The sequence below is a fragment of the Gracilimonas sediminicola genome (genome assembly GCF_024320785.1).
GTDB lineage: Bacteria > Bacteroidota > Rhodothermia > Balneolales > Balneolaceae > Gracilimonas > Gracilimonas sediminicola.
Map to the genome: position 1 here is coordinate 348,676 of NZ_JANDBC010000003.1, position 16,561 is coordinate 365,236.

Sequence of the window (16,561 nt, forward strand, 5' to 3'; positions counted from 1 at the left end):
GGCTTTCATGTTTAAAAAAATTCTGATTGCCAACCGAGGAGAAATTGCACTGCGAATTATTCGCACCTGCCAGGAAATGGGCATCAAAACTGTAGCCGTGTATTCTACAGCTGATGCTGACAGCCTTCATGTTAAATTCGCTGATGAAGCGGTTTGCATTGGTCCGGCTGCCGGTAAGGAAAGTTACCTCAAAATCCCAAGCATCTTAGCAGCTGCCGAAATTACAAATGCGGAAGCTATTCACCCCGGTTATGGTTTTTTGGCTGAAAATGCTGAATTCTCCCGTATTTGCGGAGAGCATGACATTAAATTTATCGGTCCATCGCCTGAAGCCATTGGCAAAATGGGTGATAAATCCGTAGCAAAAGCTACCATGATTGCTAACAACGTTCCGGTTGTGCCGGGAAGTGACGGTGAAGTGGATAGCTACGAAGAGGCCAAGAAAGTTTGTGATGAGATTGGGTACCCCGTTATCATTAAAGCATCGGCCGGTGGCGGAGGCCGTGGTATGCGTATGGTGATGGAAGCCTCTGAGCTTGAAAAGAATTACAAAATGTGCCGTAATGAGGCTGAAACCGCCTTTAACAACCCTGCCGTCTATATTGAGCGTTTTGTAACCAACCCTCACCATGTAGAGATTCAAGTTTTATCTGATCAACATGGCAATCATACCCACTTAGGTGAACGGGATTGTTCGTTACAACGTCGCCACCAAAAAGTGCTGGAGGAATCTCCTTCTCCCCTAATGACGGAAGAACTTCGTAAGAGAATGGGCGATGCGGCTACCAATGCAGCCAAAGCTGTAAATTATGAAGGTGCCGGAACAGTAGAGTTTTTGGTTGATGACGACCACAACTTCTACTTCATGGAAATGAACACCCGGATCCAGGTAGAGCACCCCGTTACCGAAGAAGTAACCGGTATCGATTTGATTGAAGAACAGATTAAAGTAGCGGCCGGCGAAAAGCTGAAGCCTTTCACACTGGAGTTTAAAAATCATGCGATTGAATGCCGTATTAATGCGGAAGATCCGGAACATAATTTCCGTCCTTCTGCTGGTGAAATTACCGTATTCCACCCTCCCGGTGGGCATGGAGTTAGATTAGACACGCATGCTTACTCCGGCTATCGAATTCCACCACATTATGATTCTATGATCGCAAAGCTGATTGTTAGCGCACCAACCCGAGTGGATGCCATCAAGAAAATGAAGCGCGCTCTTAAGGAATTCATCATTGAAGGAATTAAGACCACTATTCCCTACCACATTCAGCTTATGGATGATGAGAACTTTATTAAAGGGAAGTTTGATACCAAGTATCTGGAAAGAGAATTTAAATATACACCCAAAGAAGACTAAACAACGATGAGCATACCAGCTGAACTGAAATACACCCGCGAACATGAGTGGATTAAAGATAACGGCGACGGAACGGCCACCATCGGTATCACCGATTTTGCTCAGGGTGAATTAGGCGATATTGTTTTTGTGGAACTGGAACCTGAAGGCTCAGAATTCTCCAAGGATGATACGTTCGGAACCGTTGAAGCTGTAAAAACAGTATCGGATCTCTATGCTCCTCTCGATGGGGAAATCGTTGAGCTGAATGAGAAGCTTGAAGATGAACCAGAATTGGTTAATGATGATCCATATGGCGACGGCTGGATGGTTAAGATCAAAATAGCTGATGACTCTCAGATGGACGACCTGCTCTCAGCTGAAGAATACGAAGAAGTCATAGCTTAACCCTTTCCGGTACAGGCTTTATTTATTTCATTCACTAATATCTTACAAAAAGCTTCATGCACAGCCGACATTCGGAATGGATTCTCATCCTTGATTACGGTTCTCAATTCACACAACTCATTGCACGCCGGCTTCGTGAACTTCATATTTACTGTGAAATTCACCCTTACAACGTAAACCTGGATGAAGTATCTACACCTACTCCGGGTGGAATCATTCTTTCCGGTGGCCCCAAAAGTGTAAATGACAAGGATGCCCCTGGTCTTCAAGCCAAAATTATAGATTGGGATATCCCTATTCTCGGAGTTTGTTACGGACTTCAGTTATTAGCTCATACTGAAATCCCCGGTAGTGTTGAAAAAGCTGAAAAACGGGAATATGGCCGGGCTAATCTTCTTATTGATAATAGTGAAGACCTGTTAAAGGATATTGAAGATGAAAGTGTGGTTTGGATGAGCCACGGTGATCACATTCATGAGCTCCCTCCTTCCTACGAAATTATCGGGCACACAACGAATGCTAAGGTTGCAGCGGTCCGGCATAAAGAAAATCATATTTATGGAGTTCAATTTCACCCTGAAGTTGCCCATACCGAACATGGAAAGCAGTTGCTCCAGAATTTTGCCTATACCATATGTGGCCTGAAAGGCGACTGGACTTCCGAGTCTTTTATTGATGAGCAGATTCAATCTATACGTGAAAAAGTCGGAGATGACAAAGTATTATGTGCCCTTTCCGGCGGAGTAGATTCTACAGTAGTGGCCACGCTTATTCACAAAGCCATTGGAGATCAGTTACAATGTGTGTTCGTGGACAACGGATTATTGAGAAAAAATGAATTTGAGTCGGTATTGGATCTCTACACGCAGGATTTACATCTGCCCGTTAAAGGCGTTGACGCTTCAAAATTATTCTTAGATCGATTAACCGGCATTTCTGATCCTGAGGAAAAGCGAAAGATCATCGGAAATACTTTTATCGATGTTTTCGAGGAGGAAATTGGCGACGATGCCGATTTCAAATACCTGGCGCAGGGTACTCTTTATCCCGACGTCATTGAAAGTGTATCTTTCAAAGGTCCATCTGCAACTATAAAATCACACCACAATGTGGGTGGACTTCCGGAAAAAATGAAGCTCGATCTGATTGAGCCGGTTCGTGAGCTTTTTAAAGATGAAGTCCGTGAAGTCGGACGTACATTAGGTATTCCTGATCACTTTATAGGACGCCATCCTTTTCCCGGTCCCGGACTTGGAATTCGGGTATTGGGTGAGTTGTCTGAAGATCGACTCAATTTGTTACGAGAAGCCGATTATATTTTTGTTGAAGAGCTTAAAGAACAGAATTTATACAACGATGTATGGCAAGCACTGGCTGTCCTGCTGCCGGTTCAAAGCGTAGGTGTAATGGGCGATGAACGCACCTATGAGTTCACCATCGCCCTGAGAGCTGTCACCAGCCTGGACGGTATGACGGCCGACTGGTCACATCTTCCCTATGAGTTTCTGGCTCATGTTTCGAATCGAATTATAAACGAGATCAAGGGAATTAATCGGGTGGTTTATGATATAAGCTCAAAACCTCCGGCCACTATTGAGTGGGAATGATTGTGCTTGTAAAACCCGGTGAAAATCTTATTTTTTGCCTTCAATATTCCAACAATAACTAAGTTGAAATCTCGTGGCTGAATCAACCAAAAAAAAGCAGGCAAAAGAAACCAAAGGCTCTTCTCTCTTTGACAAATTTCTCAATTTTATAGAAAAAGCCGGGAATAAGCTTCCTGATCCTGCAATGCTTTTTCTCATGTTGCTGGTTTTTGTGTGGATACTATCCGCTGTGCTCTCTCCCATTGATTTTGGAGAAACCCATCCTTTGACCGGCAACGAGCTTGCCGTTAAGAATTTGCTGACCGGTGAAAGCATGGCTGATTTTTTGGCCAACATGATCAGTACATTTGTATTGTTTGCTCCATTGGGTATTGTGCTTGTTGCGATGCTTGGTGTGGGAGTAGCTGAACATTCCGGCTGGATAGATGCAGGGTTGAAAAAGCTTTTGAATTTTACGCCAAAAGCATTTCTAACCCCCATGCTTATACTGATTGCTATCGTCAGCCACACGGCGGCAGATGCAGGTTATGTATTGGTAATCCCACTTGGCGGAGTGATTTTTTACGCGGCGGGAAGGCATCCCTTGGCTGGAATTGCAGCTGCTTTTGCCGGTGTAAGTGGCGGGTTTTCTGCCAACTTCATTCCTTCTGCTATCGACCCGCTTATTATGAGCTTTACGCTTGAAGCAGCAAAAATTCTTGACCCGGATATTGCACTGAATCCATTGAACAATATCTATTTCACCGGGGCCTCCAGTATTCTGATTGTGCTTGTTGGCTGGTACATCACCGATAAAATCGTTGAACCCCGCCTTGCCAATGTTAAAGTTGACGGAGACGAGGACGAAATGCCCCAGATGGAAACCGTAACTGATAAAGAAAGCCGTGCTTTCTGGCTTGGATTTGGCGCAATGATACTTGGAATCATTGGTTTGTTTATTTGGGCCTGGCCGGAAGGTTCTGCTCTCCGTGATCCAAACTGGGACAACCCGGATGTGAGCTCTCTTTTTTCATTCCAGGCACCTTTGATGCAGGCCATTGTACCCCTGATTTTTATCTTTCTATTAATTCCCGGTGTGGTTTATGGATATGTATCCGGTAAGTACACATCCTCTAAAGACATGATCGATAATATGAAAAAGTCGATGGAGAGCATGGGCTATTATATTGTAATGGCTTTCTTTTGTGCCCTTTTTATCGATGCCTTTTCTGAATCAAATATCGGTCTTTTGGTAGCTCTAAAGGGAGCTAACTTTTTACAGTCTCTGGCGTTACCCGGGCAGGTTACCATTGTGGGGATCATCATTTTGAGTGCAGTTGTAAACCTGCTGGTTGGCTCTGCCTCTGCAAAGTGGGCTCTTATCGCTCCCATATTTGTGCCTATGCTTATGCAGTTAGGCATTTCACCCGATTTAACTCAGGCAGCATACCGGGTCGGAGATTCCGTTTCTAACATCATAACTCCTTTATTACCCTACTTCCCGCTTGTTGTCGTGTTCTGTCAGCGTTACGTTAAGAATACAGGAATCGGAACCCTTATTTCCATGATGCTTCCATACTCGCTAATTTTCATGGTTGTTTGGACGATCTTCTTGTTGCTTTACTGGTGGATTGGAATTCCATTAAGCTTTGAGTCTAATTATGTTTACCCGGCCATGTAATGCTCTTTATAGAAATTACCTTTTAAAAGCTTTGCGACGTTGAACTAAACGCACTGTGATATAAACGACACACAAATTCAGAACTTTTTAGCCTTTGCTTAGTTATAAATTCAGAAACTAACATATTCATACCCTATTTGATGAAACGACTTCTATTTTCTTTAGTACTTCTGTTCACTTTTTCTTTTTCCGCCATCGCTCAATCTATAGAAACCGGCATTGAGTTTTACGAGGAAGGAAACTACGAACGAGCTCTTCGAATTTTTGAACAATCCAACAATCCGAGTGCTCAGCTATTTGCAGGCAAAAGCTATTATGCACTAAACAACTTCATCAAAGCAAAGGAATATCTGGGTAAGGTTGACAGCACCTCCTCTGAAATATTCAGCGAAGCTAAATACACGGCTTCTCTTGCCGATTTCCAGCTAAAGAACTTTGCAGCTTCTCTGGATGCCCTGCATGAACTAAAACAGAATTCACGAGAACCTTCTGTATCACGGGCAGCCTTCTCTTTTTACCGCGATGTCGTTAACTACCTCACTCTTGAGCAGCGGTTCAATGCTTTCAGAGCTACAAAGTATGATGCTGTACGGCTTGACCTTGTTGAAGCCGGAATTGGTAAACTGGATTTGGTTTCTGCACGGGCCCTTTTCAAAGCCTATAAGACCAGCACGATCTCGGACACAACCAATTTTGCTTCCATAGAAGCTTTGCTGGGCGATTCTGCTGCCTATATGCAGCGGTATAATCCGAACCGGTACACCAAGGCTCCATCCGGTTTAGCCTATAACATCGGGGTGGCTCTTCCTCAGTTTGAAATTGAATCTCCTCAGTTTGAAATCCCCCAACACCTGTACTTTGGTATCCAGCTTGCCGTAGAAAAATTCAACAGTGAGAATACGGATCTGAAGGCGTTTCTCACCTACAAAAACACCGGTGCTGATGCAGCCAATGCTCCGGCTATTGCTAATGAACTGGCCTGGAACCACGATGCTGATATCATCATCGGCCCGCTTTTTTCGGAAGTGGCAGTAGCCATGTCTCAATACGCGGAGCTGTATGAAATTCCCATGCTCACTCCCCTTGCCAATTCAGACAGCCTGAACCTTGATCACAATTATACCTACCAGTTGAATCCTACCTTTGCGATTCAGGGTCAAAGAATGGCGCAATTTGCCATCCGGAATTTAGGATATGATACGCTGGCCGTAATCGCAGAGCGGGGCTCTTTAGGTGAACCCTCAGCCGTGGCTTTTCTTGATGAAGCTCGCAAGCTGGGTGGCGAAGTGGTCAGATATTATGTGGAAGAACTTGAGTCAGAAGGCTACGACATAAGTAAATACGCCAGAAACTTTGACCCCGAAGTGGATACGGTTTTCAATTACAATATAGATGCCGTATATGCGCCGTTTACGGGCAATATCGCCGAGACGCTTATAAGTTCCCTACTCACCAATTTGGAAGCCATAGGAACCGATATGACGGTTTTAGGTTCTGAAGAATGGGAAATGGCCGATATCGATTCCCGAAATCTCCCGAATACGGAAATTTACTATACCAAGACCTTTGAGCAGAATCCCGGAAATACAGACATAGAAGATTTTGAAAGTGAATTCCGCCTGCGTTTCGATACCGATCCAAATCGCTTTGCTCTTATCGGTTATGATGCGGCCAACGTGGCATTACGAACTTTGAAAAGAGTACAAAATCCGGCTTACCTGAAAGAAGGGCTAAAGAAATTCAACAACTACCGCGGACTGATCATGGACGTGAGCTTTCAGAATACCCACATTAATCAGGAAGTGAGCATCAAACAGCTTCAGGACGAAGAAAGGGCTGGCGAACAGTAAACGGTTATCGTGTTTCCTGCTCGTTGGCTTGTTGTTCAGCTTCGCGCTGCCTCTTAATTCGATATTGCTCACGTAGCCAGCGTCGCCATTTCTCACTTTCCGCCTGGTGCTCACTAAAGGTTCGAGTAAACACGTGTCCACCTTCCGGATTAGCTACCATATATAAATAGTCATGGTCTTCCGGATATAGAGTAGCCTCAATGGTGGAAAGACTCGGGTTGGTGATTGGCCCCGGAGGCAAACCCCTGTTCATATAGGTATTGTAAGGATGATCTATCTGGTAATCTTCAAAAAGAAGCCGTCTTCGCTCCCCTAAAGCAAAATTTACGGTAGGATCGGCTTGCAGGCGCATCCCCCGGTTCAGACGGTTCCAATACAATCCACTGATGATTGGTTTCTCATCCTGATTTTTAGCTTCCCATTCCACAATGGATGCCAGCGTAACAACTTCGTCAATGCTCATATCCATTTCCTCAGCTTGCTCGTGATACTCTTGCGTGAAGGCATTATCAAATTCCCGCAATACCTTATTCAGAAATTCTTTCGGAGAACTGGTCCAGTAAATGAGATATGTTTCGGGAAGCATGCGCCCGAAAAGTTCTTCTTTGGAGAGATCTTTCTCAGCCAAAAAAGTACTGTCATTCATTAATGCTAATAAAGAATCGGAATCAAAATGCAGGTTCTCGGCTGTAGCTTGAGTGAACCTGTCTGTTGTAATACCGGGTAATATAACTACTGAAACCGGGTCCTGAATTCCCCGTGCCATTTTTGACAGGAAGCCGTTGTAAGAATATTCTCCTTCAAATACATACCGCCCACGCTGCATCTTTCTCCATCCCAGAATACGTGCCGCCCACTCCATTTCGGTTTTATCGAATCCGATGCCTTCACTTTCTAAATACTGTTGCAGGTCTGGTAATCCGGAATTCTCGGGAAGTAAAATCTCCGTCTGTTCTTCAAAAACCAATGAAGAACCGGATGTAAGTCGAATGAGCCTTGAACTCAATACCATCACTGCGATTAATACAAAAAGCAGGATCGTTGTAATGAATTCGGGCTTTGTTACCGCAAATTGTCGTTGAATATTCATGCGCTAAAGATACAAATTGAAATGTAAAAGGGAATATCTGATGTAAAGTTGGTCAGCTGTAACAAATTATGATTCTGCTGAAACATTCCTTTTTCGTGGTCGTATTTGTTGGGCGAAGAGCAAAGAGCTTTTGGATGCTGCATAAGCACCAAATGCCCTAAAGAAAAAAACCCGGGCCTTGATCGGTCCGGGTTTCTTTATTTAAGCGAGATTGTGTTTAGAAAGTTGGATTAAATCGTATCCAGAATGACGTTCTCCCCTCCGAACCAGCTATTGGTTTTGCGACCTCAGCTCTGAACATCCCAAAACCTAAACCGATGCCGGCATTATGAGAAAGTTCTGAGAAACCAACATCAAAATCAGAGACCGGGTTTGTCGTTTCTAAGTAACGTTGGTTGAACATGCTCGTTCCGGAATCAAGGAAAAGTGAGATATAAAATGAACTCAAATCCGGCCACCCATCCCGATAGGAATTACTTTTGCCAAGCTCTACTTCCAGATTACTCAATACCATCTGGTTTCCCGTTAACGACTTAAAGCCCACCGCCCGCATGCTTCCAATTCCACCAAGAGCAAAGTTTTTGAAATCCGGAGCTTCACCCGTAATACTTCCGGCCATGAGTCTCCACTTGAACAGCGTGGTGTGGTCTAACCGAAAGTAAGACTTTGCTTCTACCTGGTATTTATTATAGAAGAAATCATTCTCTGTACCTCCAAGGTCAGCAATTTCTGCCTTAGCTGACACCGTTGACCATACCGAAGAATGTCTGTTTACGGTACGTGGATTTATGGTGAGTCCTAAAGTGAGGCTTTGTTTATTAATTTGCTCAAGGTCACTGTCAATAGCCGGGTTTGGCCGGAAGCTTGAATAATTTGAAATCACAGAAAATTCAGTATTCACGTCCAAAGAGCTAAACTCATCTGCATTATAAGATGCTCCAAGTTCTATAAACCGAACCGGTTTGATAATCGCATAGAATCCGTACCCATCGGCATTGTAATAATCATGATAATCAAAGCCGGTTGCGAATGATGTAAGTGCATTTTCATAAATACCTGTTCGCCAGTAATCTTCTGTAGAAGTAGTATTATGAAGGTCTCCTCCCAAGAGCAGCCACTTTCGTTCCGTGCCTATACTCTTCTCAGCACCAATGGAATACTGTAGCTGATCTTGAGCTACGGAATACCCGATCAACCCGTGAAGGTCAACGTTCTCAATTCCCAGAAAATTAGCGTTATTCCAATCCATCTTTTCTTCCTGATATCCAAGAAATAATCCATCTACCCTGTTATGTCGAATCATTCCGGAAACGGGATAGGCTGAATAGATCGGATTTTTCACTCCAAAATTACTGCCGGAGTAAAATTTCTCGTCAATCCCCTCATACAAATCAATACCTTCATAAAAATTGACTTCGAGATCCTGTGCTGGCAACCCAAGTGTAACACTCAGTGCAATCAGAAATGCAGTTATTACTCTCATAGTAATGTACCTCGTATTATGTTTCTCTTAAACCACTATGAATAATAACGTTAAAAATACTTTAAAAAGGAAGTCCCGGTTCTATGACCGAAATACACCGATCAAAAAGGTAATGTGATCATTGAGTTCTTTGCCGATAAGTTCAGCTCCCTTTCTTATATCTTCGCGTGGCACATTGGCTGCGAACTTGGCATCCTTAAGTTTTTTAGTAACCGATTTCACCTTCATATCCTCAAAGCCGTTAGGCCTCATCAATGAAACAGCGTTCATAAAACCGGATAACTCATCGCAGGCAAAAAGATATCGCTCAATCTCACTATTCGGTTCTTTACCCGTCCTTTCTGGAGCATGGGCTTTTATAGCTTCAATTACAGATTCAGGATAATCGTGCTCAGGGAGTATCTCACTTACGGCTTTGTGTGGATGTTCATCCGGGTATTTCTCCCAATCCAAATCGTGTAACAAACCCGCAGTCCACCACTCTTCTACCTGTTGTTCTGATTTGTTCAATGTGCGTGCATAACCTTCCATAGCCTTTGCAACCATCATTGAATGATTCAGTAAACTTTCTCCTTTAATAAATTCGTTTAGCAGCTTAACTGAAGCTTCTCTTTTTATTACAGCCATAACATCTGATCTATATTTATGTTCGTATTAACAGTTGCATTAGTTACCCAAATTCATTTAACATTCAACAGTTATTTTTAAATAACTAAATAATTATTTAACCAAGGCTAATATGCGCTATTTTTTTTCAACCCTTATTCTTTTTGTACTATTCTTTAGTGTTGGTTGTATCAGCAACGTGGAAGATATTTCAGACACTCCTGATATCGATCCAAATGATATTAGTTATTCTGCTGATATTCAGCCAATATTTACCTCAAATTGTGGAAGTTGTCACATTAATTCTTCAACAAGCGGGGTTAACCTTACTTCCTACTCTACTACCACGAATAGTGTAGGTTCCGTTGCGGGCGGGCCTATCGTTGTACCCGGTGAGCCGGGAAACAGTCCGTTAGTAGAAAAAATTAAGCCGGACCCATCCTACGGAAGTCGGATGCCTACCACCGGTCAGTATCTCACCCCAACAGAAATCGCACAAATTGAAGCCTGGATTACAGGCGGTGCGGAGGATAATTAGTATGAAGAAACTTACAACAACCCTCATTTTAATCTTTGGATTTATTGCGACGGCTTCAGCTCAGTCTTATATGACTGAGGAAGGCACAGCTATCTTTCATTCCAGAGTTCCGCTACACACATTTTCCGGTAATTCTGAGAACCTGACTGGGCTCATTAACCTGAGCAACAACAAAGTTGACTTCTATATCGACTTAACGACCCTGGAAACAGGCATCGAGAAAAGAGATCGAGATATGAAGGAAACCCTGGAAACAAAGAAATTCCCTTTTGCAGAATTTTTCGGGGAATTGGTTTCAGATTTTAACCCGGACACAACGGCCGAACAGTCAGTAAAGGTAAAGGGTGAATTCAAGATTCATGGCGTGAGCCGGGAGGTTACCATTGAAGGAACCCTCCAAATGAAACCGGAAGGACTGTTGGTGAAAGCCAGCTGGATATTACGTCTCGAGGATTACGATATCGTCCCTCCCAGCCTGCTTTTTGTAAAAGTGGATCAGGAACAGGAAATAGAAATTGAAGCATTATTAAAATCGGTAGATGATTAATATGATTATTCGAAAAACAACACTTATCACACTGGTATTTCTTTTCGGCAGCTATTCGCTAAGTGCACAGGTACTGGAACGAAAACGAGCGGTACAGGACGGACCGGTTGAAGATATTTTTCTTGCGGGAAGTATTGCCGGTTTAAGTACGGTAACTGCTCTGCCCAAAAAGAACATGAACAGCATGGTGATGCACAATTTCGGCCTGGTATCGGGCGGAATTGAAGATTTTTATGGCCTGGATGGAGGAGCAGCCGTTCGCTTAGGTATCGACTACGGCGTGACAGACAAGCTCGATATCGGGATTGGCCGGACCGGCATTGAAGACGTTGTAGATCTGCGTGCCAAATACGTTATTCTTGAACAACTGAAGTCAGACAAAGTGCCTGTGCAAATTGCCATTAAAGGTGATGTGGGAATCTCTACCCAAAAAGAAAGGCGTTTTGATTATACCTTTACCGAGCGGCTTAATTATTTCACTTCTGTGATGGTTGCCCGGAAATTTAACGACAAACTGAGCCTGCAGGTTTCTCCAATGGTTTCCCACTTTAATACTGTAGTAAAAGAACAGAATAACGGTAAGTTGTACAACACCATAGTTGGTCTTGGAATAGCAGGCCGGTATAAGTTAAACAACCGAAATGCCCTCGCTTTCGAATACCTGCCCGTGTTGAGAAACAGAAACCCGAACACTAAAGATCATGTTGCCGTCTCTTTCGAAATCGATACCGGCGGGCACGTTTTTCAGCTCTTTTTTATGAGCGGACGGTGGTTCACCGAACAACACCTGCTTGCCCGTACCGATACCAATATTCTGGATCTTGATTTCCGGTTCGGTTTTAATATAAACCGTTTCTTTGGCTTGGGTAAATAAACCTCTTATACGTACGACTGTATTTCCTTCGCTACGCCACGGTTATACTGAAAGGCCATGTCTTTGTAATTCACCAAATCAACAATGGTACCGATTAAGCAAAGACCTCCGGTAAAAATGTACAGGATGCCCATCCCGATTTGATTCAATAAAAGACGATGCACACCTGCAATCAGGAAAAATCCAAGAATACAGGTAATTAAAACCGTTTGCGGGTCTTTTCTTCGTGAACGGTACACAGATGCAAACTTAGAAGCCTGTTCATCAGATAAGTCAGAAAGTAACTTCCCGACGTATAGTGCTTCGTCCCCTTCTATTTCCGGTAAATGATCTATAACGTTAGCCATGCTGTTCCTTATTCGTAGTTAGTTTTGATTCTTGATAAAGCTCTTTCCAAATGTAGATGATTCTTCCTGAGAGGATGAAAACGGCGGCCGGTCCGGCTAAATGGGCTTGCAATGCGGATTCAAAATTTCCTCTGAATGTGTAGGATACCGAATGTCCCAATCCCTCACCGGGACAATAATCAATGCCAATCCAATCAAAAAAGCAGAGTGAGGTTCCGGCATTTTCAGGACTCATAAGTGCGAGTAACACAAGTCCGGCACTGAACACAAACCACTCCAAATGTTTTCTTATAAAGCGCATATCCCGACTACGCATCTTATTAGGTTAAGTTTCTAATTTCTGGGTCTTAACTTTCTGGGAAAGTAATGAGAAATAGTGAAGAAAAACCGATTTGATCGATACACGTCGCTGGTGGATATTTCACTTCCAATACTGACCTGCCAGAAGTTTTTGAATTTATGTTCGAGCTGAATTCTTCCTGAGTAAAAGAAGCCTTCCCTTCGTTCGTGTTTACCAAAAATCTCACCCGTAAGCTGCGTACGATAGTCAAAGGTATCGGGGTTGCGGTACCTGAAATCAAGTCCAATACCCTGGGCAAAATATTGATCGGGGGTGTAATATGGTATACCTGATAAGAAGCTTTCTGTAGCATCGGCATAACTCACTTCACCCACGGGCCTGACCCTGAATTTGGTCTCCATCAAATCAAGTAACAGTCGGATTTGCCCTCCATACCTGAACACATCATTGGTATAATATTTCCCGGTTGCTGACAAGGCGCTTACTACATTCCCATTAAACAAATAATCCTGCCGGTACAGTTGAAGCTGTGCCTGGTAGTAGTCGTTTTGGAGTGAAGTGGATGTGAGCTCTGCCCCTCCGGTTATCTCAATGGAAGTAAATGCGGAGTCCTTGGTGAAACTCATCCCAATAAGCCCTTCAGGAATGAATTCACTGCCATCAACCAGAACGGTTGGGCCAATTCGAAATTCAAACTGTTGATTATCAGATCGATGCGTAAACTGATATCCTCCACCCTGGTAATTTAGCGTTCCATTTCCGGTGAGGTTATCATCTGAAAACACCAGGTACTCTGATTTGAAGGTATGCGTGTTTTGTCTTCGGTTCCCAAATTGAACAGAAAGCCCACCACGGGCAAAGGTGTTATCGAAGTTATCGTTTCTGTATTCTCCAAACAGCGATGTTCTTACGCCTTCTGTCCATCGGTATTCGTCCCTGATTGACTTTCGCTGGTCGGGATCAAAGAACTTCGGGTATTTTCGAAAGAAGCTTTTTTTCTCTTCATACGGTTTAAAGCCAATTTCATTTCTGATCAGCGTATCAGCAGCCAACCCCTTTTCCCGGTTATTTTCAAAGAGCGGATATAAAGTGTTGTACGACTGCTCTTCAAATCCTTCATAAAATAAATTTGAGCCAACAAAAGAGCGGAGATCAGCATAATCAGGATTGTTGGTTATCAGCTCGTTGGCTTTGGCCAGATAAAGTGCATCCAGATTGAGCTGTGAAAGCCAAAATAGCTTTAACTGTTCTTCAAAGTCCGGAGCGTTATTGGCCCAGAACAAAGCTTTCTCATACTCATTGGCTTCAAAACCGTACATGAGCGCTAAGTTGGAAGCAAACGGGGTTAGTTGATCATAGGCGTAATCGGGAAACTCTTCCACAAGAGCCATCGTGCTGTCCGGGCTTGCATAATAAATAGATCGCTGAACGGTGAAGGCATAAAGGGAATCTGTTTGAGGACGCATATTCAACAGTTTCAGCAGATTCTTTTTCATTTCCGGCCAGTTCTCCTGCGATTCGATGGACTTAGTATAACTCAGCAACGTCTCATAGTCATCAGGGGCAAGCTCTAAGGCTCTCAATCTCCATCGGCGCTCAAAGTCTTCACCAAAAAGTCCGAGTTCGGCTACAACCTGATTCTTAAGCGCTATAACTTTACCCGAACGATGCGCCTCCCATAATCTTTCCAGGAAAAGTTCAGCCCTGGACTGCATCCCCTCCCAGCCGTAGTAAGTTAACAGGCGATCAATATCATCCTGAACCCATACTTCATTCCGCAATAATCGATCTTCAAGAATATCTATGGCTCGGGAAATCTGATTAAATTCAACGCTTAAAGAAATGAGCTGCTCTTGATTTGCAACCGTAGGATTTTGTCGCCACGCCCTAACAGCGTCTTCCATCCGAGTATCCCGCCAATTCCCTGAATCGAAGGCAGAACCATCGGATGCAATGAGGCTATACTGACGAAAGTTATCGGTTTGATCCCTGACCAGGCTATTGACGAACTGCCGGTCGTAGTAAAATCTCTTGTCAAAATTGGGGACGAAAAACACATCAGATGATACTTTAAACTGATATAGATATCCATCCCAAATTCCGGTTCTGCTGTAGCTCAGCCCTTGTTTGTTCAAAGTACTCTCAACTTCCCTCACTTGCTCTTGGGTAACGTACATGTACCAGTGTGTGTTATCATTTGGAAACTTGGGTACGTAATTATTTCTGTATCCCGTGTTAATTTTGATGGACGGTCCGTCTAAGGAATAGTTGGAAAGCCGCTGCCTCCAGTCTTCGGTTTTTTTACCCCCCAGTGTTGCTGCTACAAATCTATTATTGGGATAATGACGGTACGTATGTTTGACTCTTCGGCTCAAAAGCTGATATAAACCATACCCATATTCCGGATCTGATTTCCAGCCAAGCCCCAAAGGATTTCGACTCGAGAATTCATCTTCTCTTCGTTGAGTAACCTGAAATACATCATCGGGATGCACAAAATGATTCCAGATTCCGGTAAGCAGTTGCAAGCCATGTTGATCCATCAGGGAATTTTCATTCATAGTAAAACCACTGCTTATCCGTGGATAATTGAATAAAGCCGTAGGAGCATAAGGATCGGGGTCAAATTCCCGCCCCTGCCCTTCCGAACGATCTCCAAAATATAGAGAACTCATATATTCTATACTCGGCATACCTTTTATGATAGCCTGAATGCCGATAGAATCAATTTGATTTGTAGGAGGTACATAATTTGTTGGTAAAGGCCCCAATCCATCAATTCTCCATCGTTTGCGAGCGGCCTGAAGAGCCGAAACCATGAAGTTCATGTTGTCCCAATCCTCGGACCACAGCGAAAAGTGATTATACCCATGAAATGCCAGTTCGTGTCGGGTGTTCTTTATGCTGTTGGCCAGAAAAATACTCCCCTGTATGATATTGTCATTAAAGACGATGGACCCCTGCCTCCATTCCTGAAAGTCGAAAGGCGGAACTACATTCGCATTATAATTGAACGCGGTCATTGCTGAGTAAGTAATATCGAAAGAATCGGCTAAGGCTACCATATCCGGCCACCAGATTTTACTTACAAATTCGGCATGTGTGACGTCATACTCTTCATCAATAGGCGGCAGCTTTTCATTATAGAGCGGTGCAGGGAAGTCATCCAGGAAAATGGTACTCACATCGGCCACCTGGTATGGAATACCTTGCAATCCCCTCAGAATAGATGAGAAAAGAATGCCCCGATAAATCTTCCCTCCAACTACGAAACTGTTTACCGTCACAACTTCACCCAGCCCAATTTCATTCGAAATTATGAAGGGTTGATCAGGATCCGTTGCAGTACTTGCTAAAATCGAGATATCGTCGCTGAAGTCTTCCCTATACAATCCAAAATGAGGTAGCAGACCGTCGGGATTATATTGCCTATTCTGCATGCCCGGAAAAGCGTCTTCCTTTAACCGGAATCCCACATTTATAGAATCTGCGTCAAAATTAGCATCCTGTTTAATGCCCTGCAGAAAGGAAAACCGGGGGTTATTAATCGGGCCGATAATTACAAGAGAATTCCCACGGGTAACAAACTCAACTATCCCCTCAATCTCAGCATCCGATAACTCCTGAATACGTTCAGAAGTTACAATCAGGCTTCGTACCGACTGCGGAATGGAAAATTCCTGGGTTAAAATTCCAAAGTCGATGGTGAAGTAGGGAATTTTGGTGTAATCAAGTGCTTTCTGAACCTGCTCGGATGCCTCTGCACTGAAATCACTTCCCTGGTTCTTAATCACCATAACCAATGGTGAGTTAGATGATACTTCAATCCCGGAAAATCCTCTGAACGAACCGTCTTGCTGGCAGCCTGATAGCATGACTACAGAAATTACCATGAACGCCAATGCTGCGCT

The 16,561-nt window shown here is 43.6% G+C and carries 14 protein-coding genes; 8 read left to right on the forward strand and 6 right to left on the reverse strand.

What is annotated here, in order from left to right; genetic code table 11:
- The first annotated feature begins 7 nt into the window (after positions 1–7).
- From accC to NM125_RS14570, 5 genes are all read left to right on the forward strand, one after another.
- A complete protein-coding gene (gene accC, locus NM125_RS14550) occupies positions 8–1,360 on the forward strand; it encodes an acetyl-CoA carboxylase biotin carboxylase subunit (protein ID WP_255135702.1) in 1,353 nt (450 codons plus the stop codon).
- A gap of 6 nt (positions 1,361–1,366) precedes the next feature.
- A complete protein-coding gene (gcvH, locus tag NM125_RS14555) occupies positions 1,367–1,747 on the forward strand; it encodes a glycine cleavage system protein GcvH (protein ID WP_255135703.1) in 381 nt (126 codons plus the stop codon).
- Between the two features lie 56 nt (positions 1,748–1,803).
- Positions 1,804–3,354: a glutamine-hydrolyzing GMP synthase gene (guaA, locus tag NM125_RS14560; RefSeq protein ID WP_255135704.1), complete on the forward strand. Its 1,551-nt coding sequence runs from the start codon at positions 1,804–1,806 to the stop codon at positions 3,352–3,354.
- Positions 3,355–3,427: 73 nt separating this feature from the next.
- Positions 3,428–5,014, forward strand: a complete 1,587-nt coding sequence (locus tag NM125_RS14565; RefSeq protein ID WP_255135705.1) for an AbgT family transporter — start codon at positions 3,428–3,430, stop codon at positions 5,012–5,014.
- Positions 5,015–5,154: 140 nt separating this feature from the next.
- Positions 5,155–6,864 (forward strand): ABC transporter substrate-binding protein, encoded by a 1,710-nt coding sequence (locus tag NM125_RS14570; RefSeq protein ID WP_255135706.1) that lies wholly within the window; start codon positions 5,155–5,157, stop codon positions 6,862–6,864.
- 4 nt (positions 6,865–6,868) lie between these two features.
- On the opposite strand, the gene mltG is transcribed toward NM125_RS14570, so the two are convergent.
- The 3 genes from mltG to NM125_RS14585 form a co-directional block, all read right to left on the reverse strand.
- Complete coding sequence (mltG, locus tag NM125_RS14575; RefSeq protein ID WP_255135707.1) at positions 6,869–7,954, reverse strand: endolytic transglycosylase MltG; 1,086 nt, start codon at positions 7,952–7,954, stop codon at positions 6,869–6,871.
- 217 nt (positions 7,955–8,171) lie between these two features.
- Positions 8,172–9,437, reverse strand: coding sequence for a BamA/TamA family outer membrane protein (locus NM125_RS14580; RefSeq protein ID WP_255135708.1), 1,266 nt, complete (start codon positions 9,435–9,437; stop codon positions 8,172–8,174).
- 81 nt (positions 9,438–9,518) lie between these two features.
- Positions 9,519–10,064, reverse strand: coding sequence for an HD domain-containing protein (locus tag NM125_RS14585; protein ID WP_255135709.1), 546 nt, complete (start codon positions 10,062–10,064; stop codon positions 9,519–9,521).
- Positions 10,065–10,176: 112 nt separating this feature from the next.
- Here NM125_RS14585 and NM125_RS14590 point away from each other — a divergent pair, with 112 nt between their 5' ends.
- Genes NM125_RS14590 through NM125_RS14600 form a run of 3 tightly spaced genes read left to right on the forward strand, consistent with a single transcriptional unit; the run spans position 10,177 to position 12,002 of the window.
- A complete protein-coding gene (locus NM125_RS14590; RefSeq protein WP_255135710.1) occupies positions 10,177–10,581 on the forward strand; it encodes a c-type cytochrome in 405 nt (134 codons plus the stop codon).
- A gap of 1 nt (position 10,582) precedes the next feature.
- Positions 10,583–11,128, forward strand: a complete 546-nt coding sequence (locus NM125_RS14595) for a YceI family protein (RefSeq protein ID WP_255135711.1) — start codon at positions 10,583–10,585, stop codon at positions 11,126–11,128.
- Between the two features lies 1 nt (position 11,129).
- Positions 11,130–12,002, forward strand: coding sequence for a DUF5777 family beta-barrel protein (locus tag NM125_RS14600; protein ID WP_255135712.1), 873 nt, complete (start codon positions 11,130–11,132; stop codon positions 12,000–12,002).
- Between the two features lie 5 nt (positions 12,003–12,007).
- Here NM125_RS14600 and NM125_RS14605 read toward each other — a convergent pair whose 3' ends face one another.
- The 3 genes from NM125_RS14605 to NM125_RS14615 are packed head-to-tail and all read right to left on the reverse strand — an operon-like array spanning position 12,008 to position 16,543.
- Positions 12,008–12,349: a TM2 domain-containing protein gene (locus NM125_RS14605; protein ID WP_255135713.1), complete on the reverse strand. Its 342-nt coding sequence runs from the start codon at positions 12,347–12,349 to the stop codon at positions 12,008–12,010.
- Positions 12,342–12,650 carry a DUF2752 domain-containing protein gene (locus NM125_RS14610; RefSeq protein WP_255135714.1) on the reverse strand — a complete coding sequence of 103 codons (309 nt, stop codon included), beginning with the start codon at positions 12,648–12,650 and terminating at the stop codon, positions 12,342–12,344. Before NM125_RS14610 ends, NM125_RS14605 begins: the two co-directional genes overlap by 8 nt.
- A 32-nt stretch (positions 12,651–12,682) precedes the next feature.
- Positions 12,683–16,543, reverse strand: a complete 3,861-nt coding sequence (locus NM125_RS14615; RefSeq protein ID WP_255135715.1) for a DUF2194 domain-containing protein — start codon at positions 16,541–16,543, stop codon at positions 12,683–12,685.
- Positions 16,544–16,561: the final 18 nt, after the last annotated feature.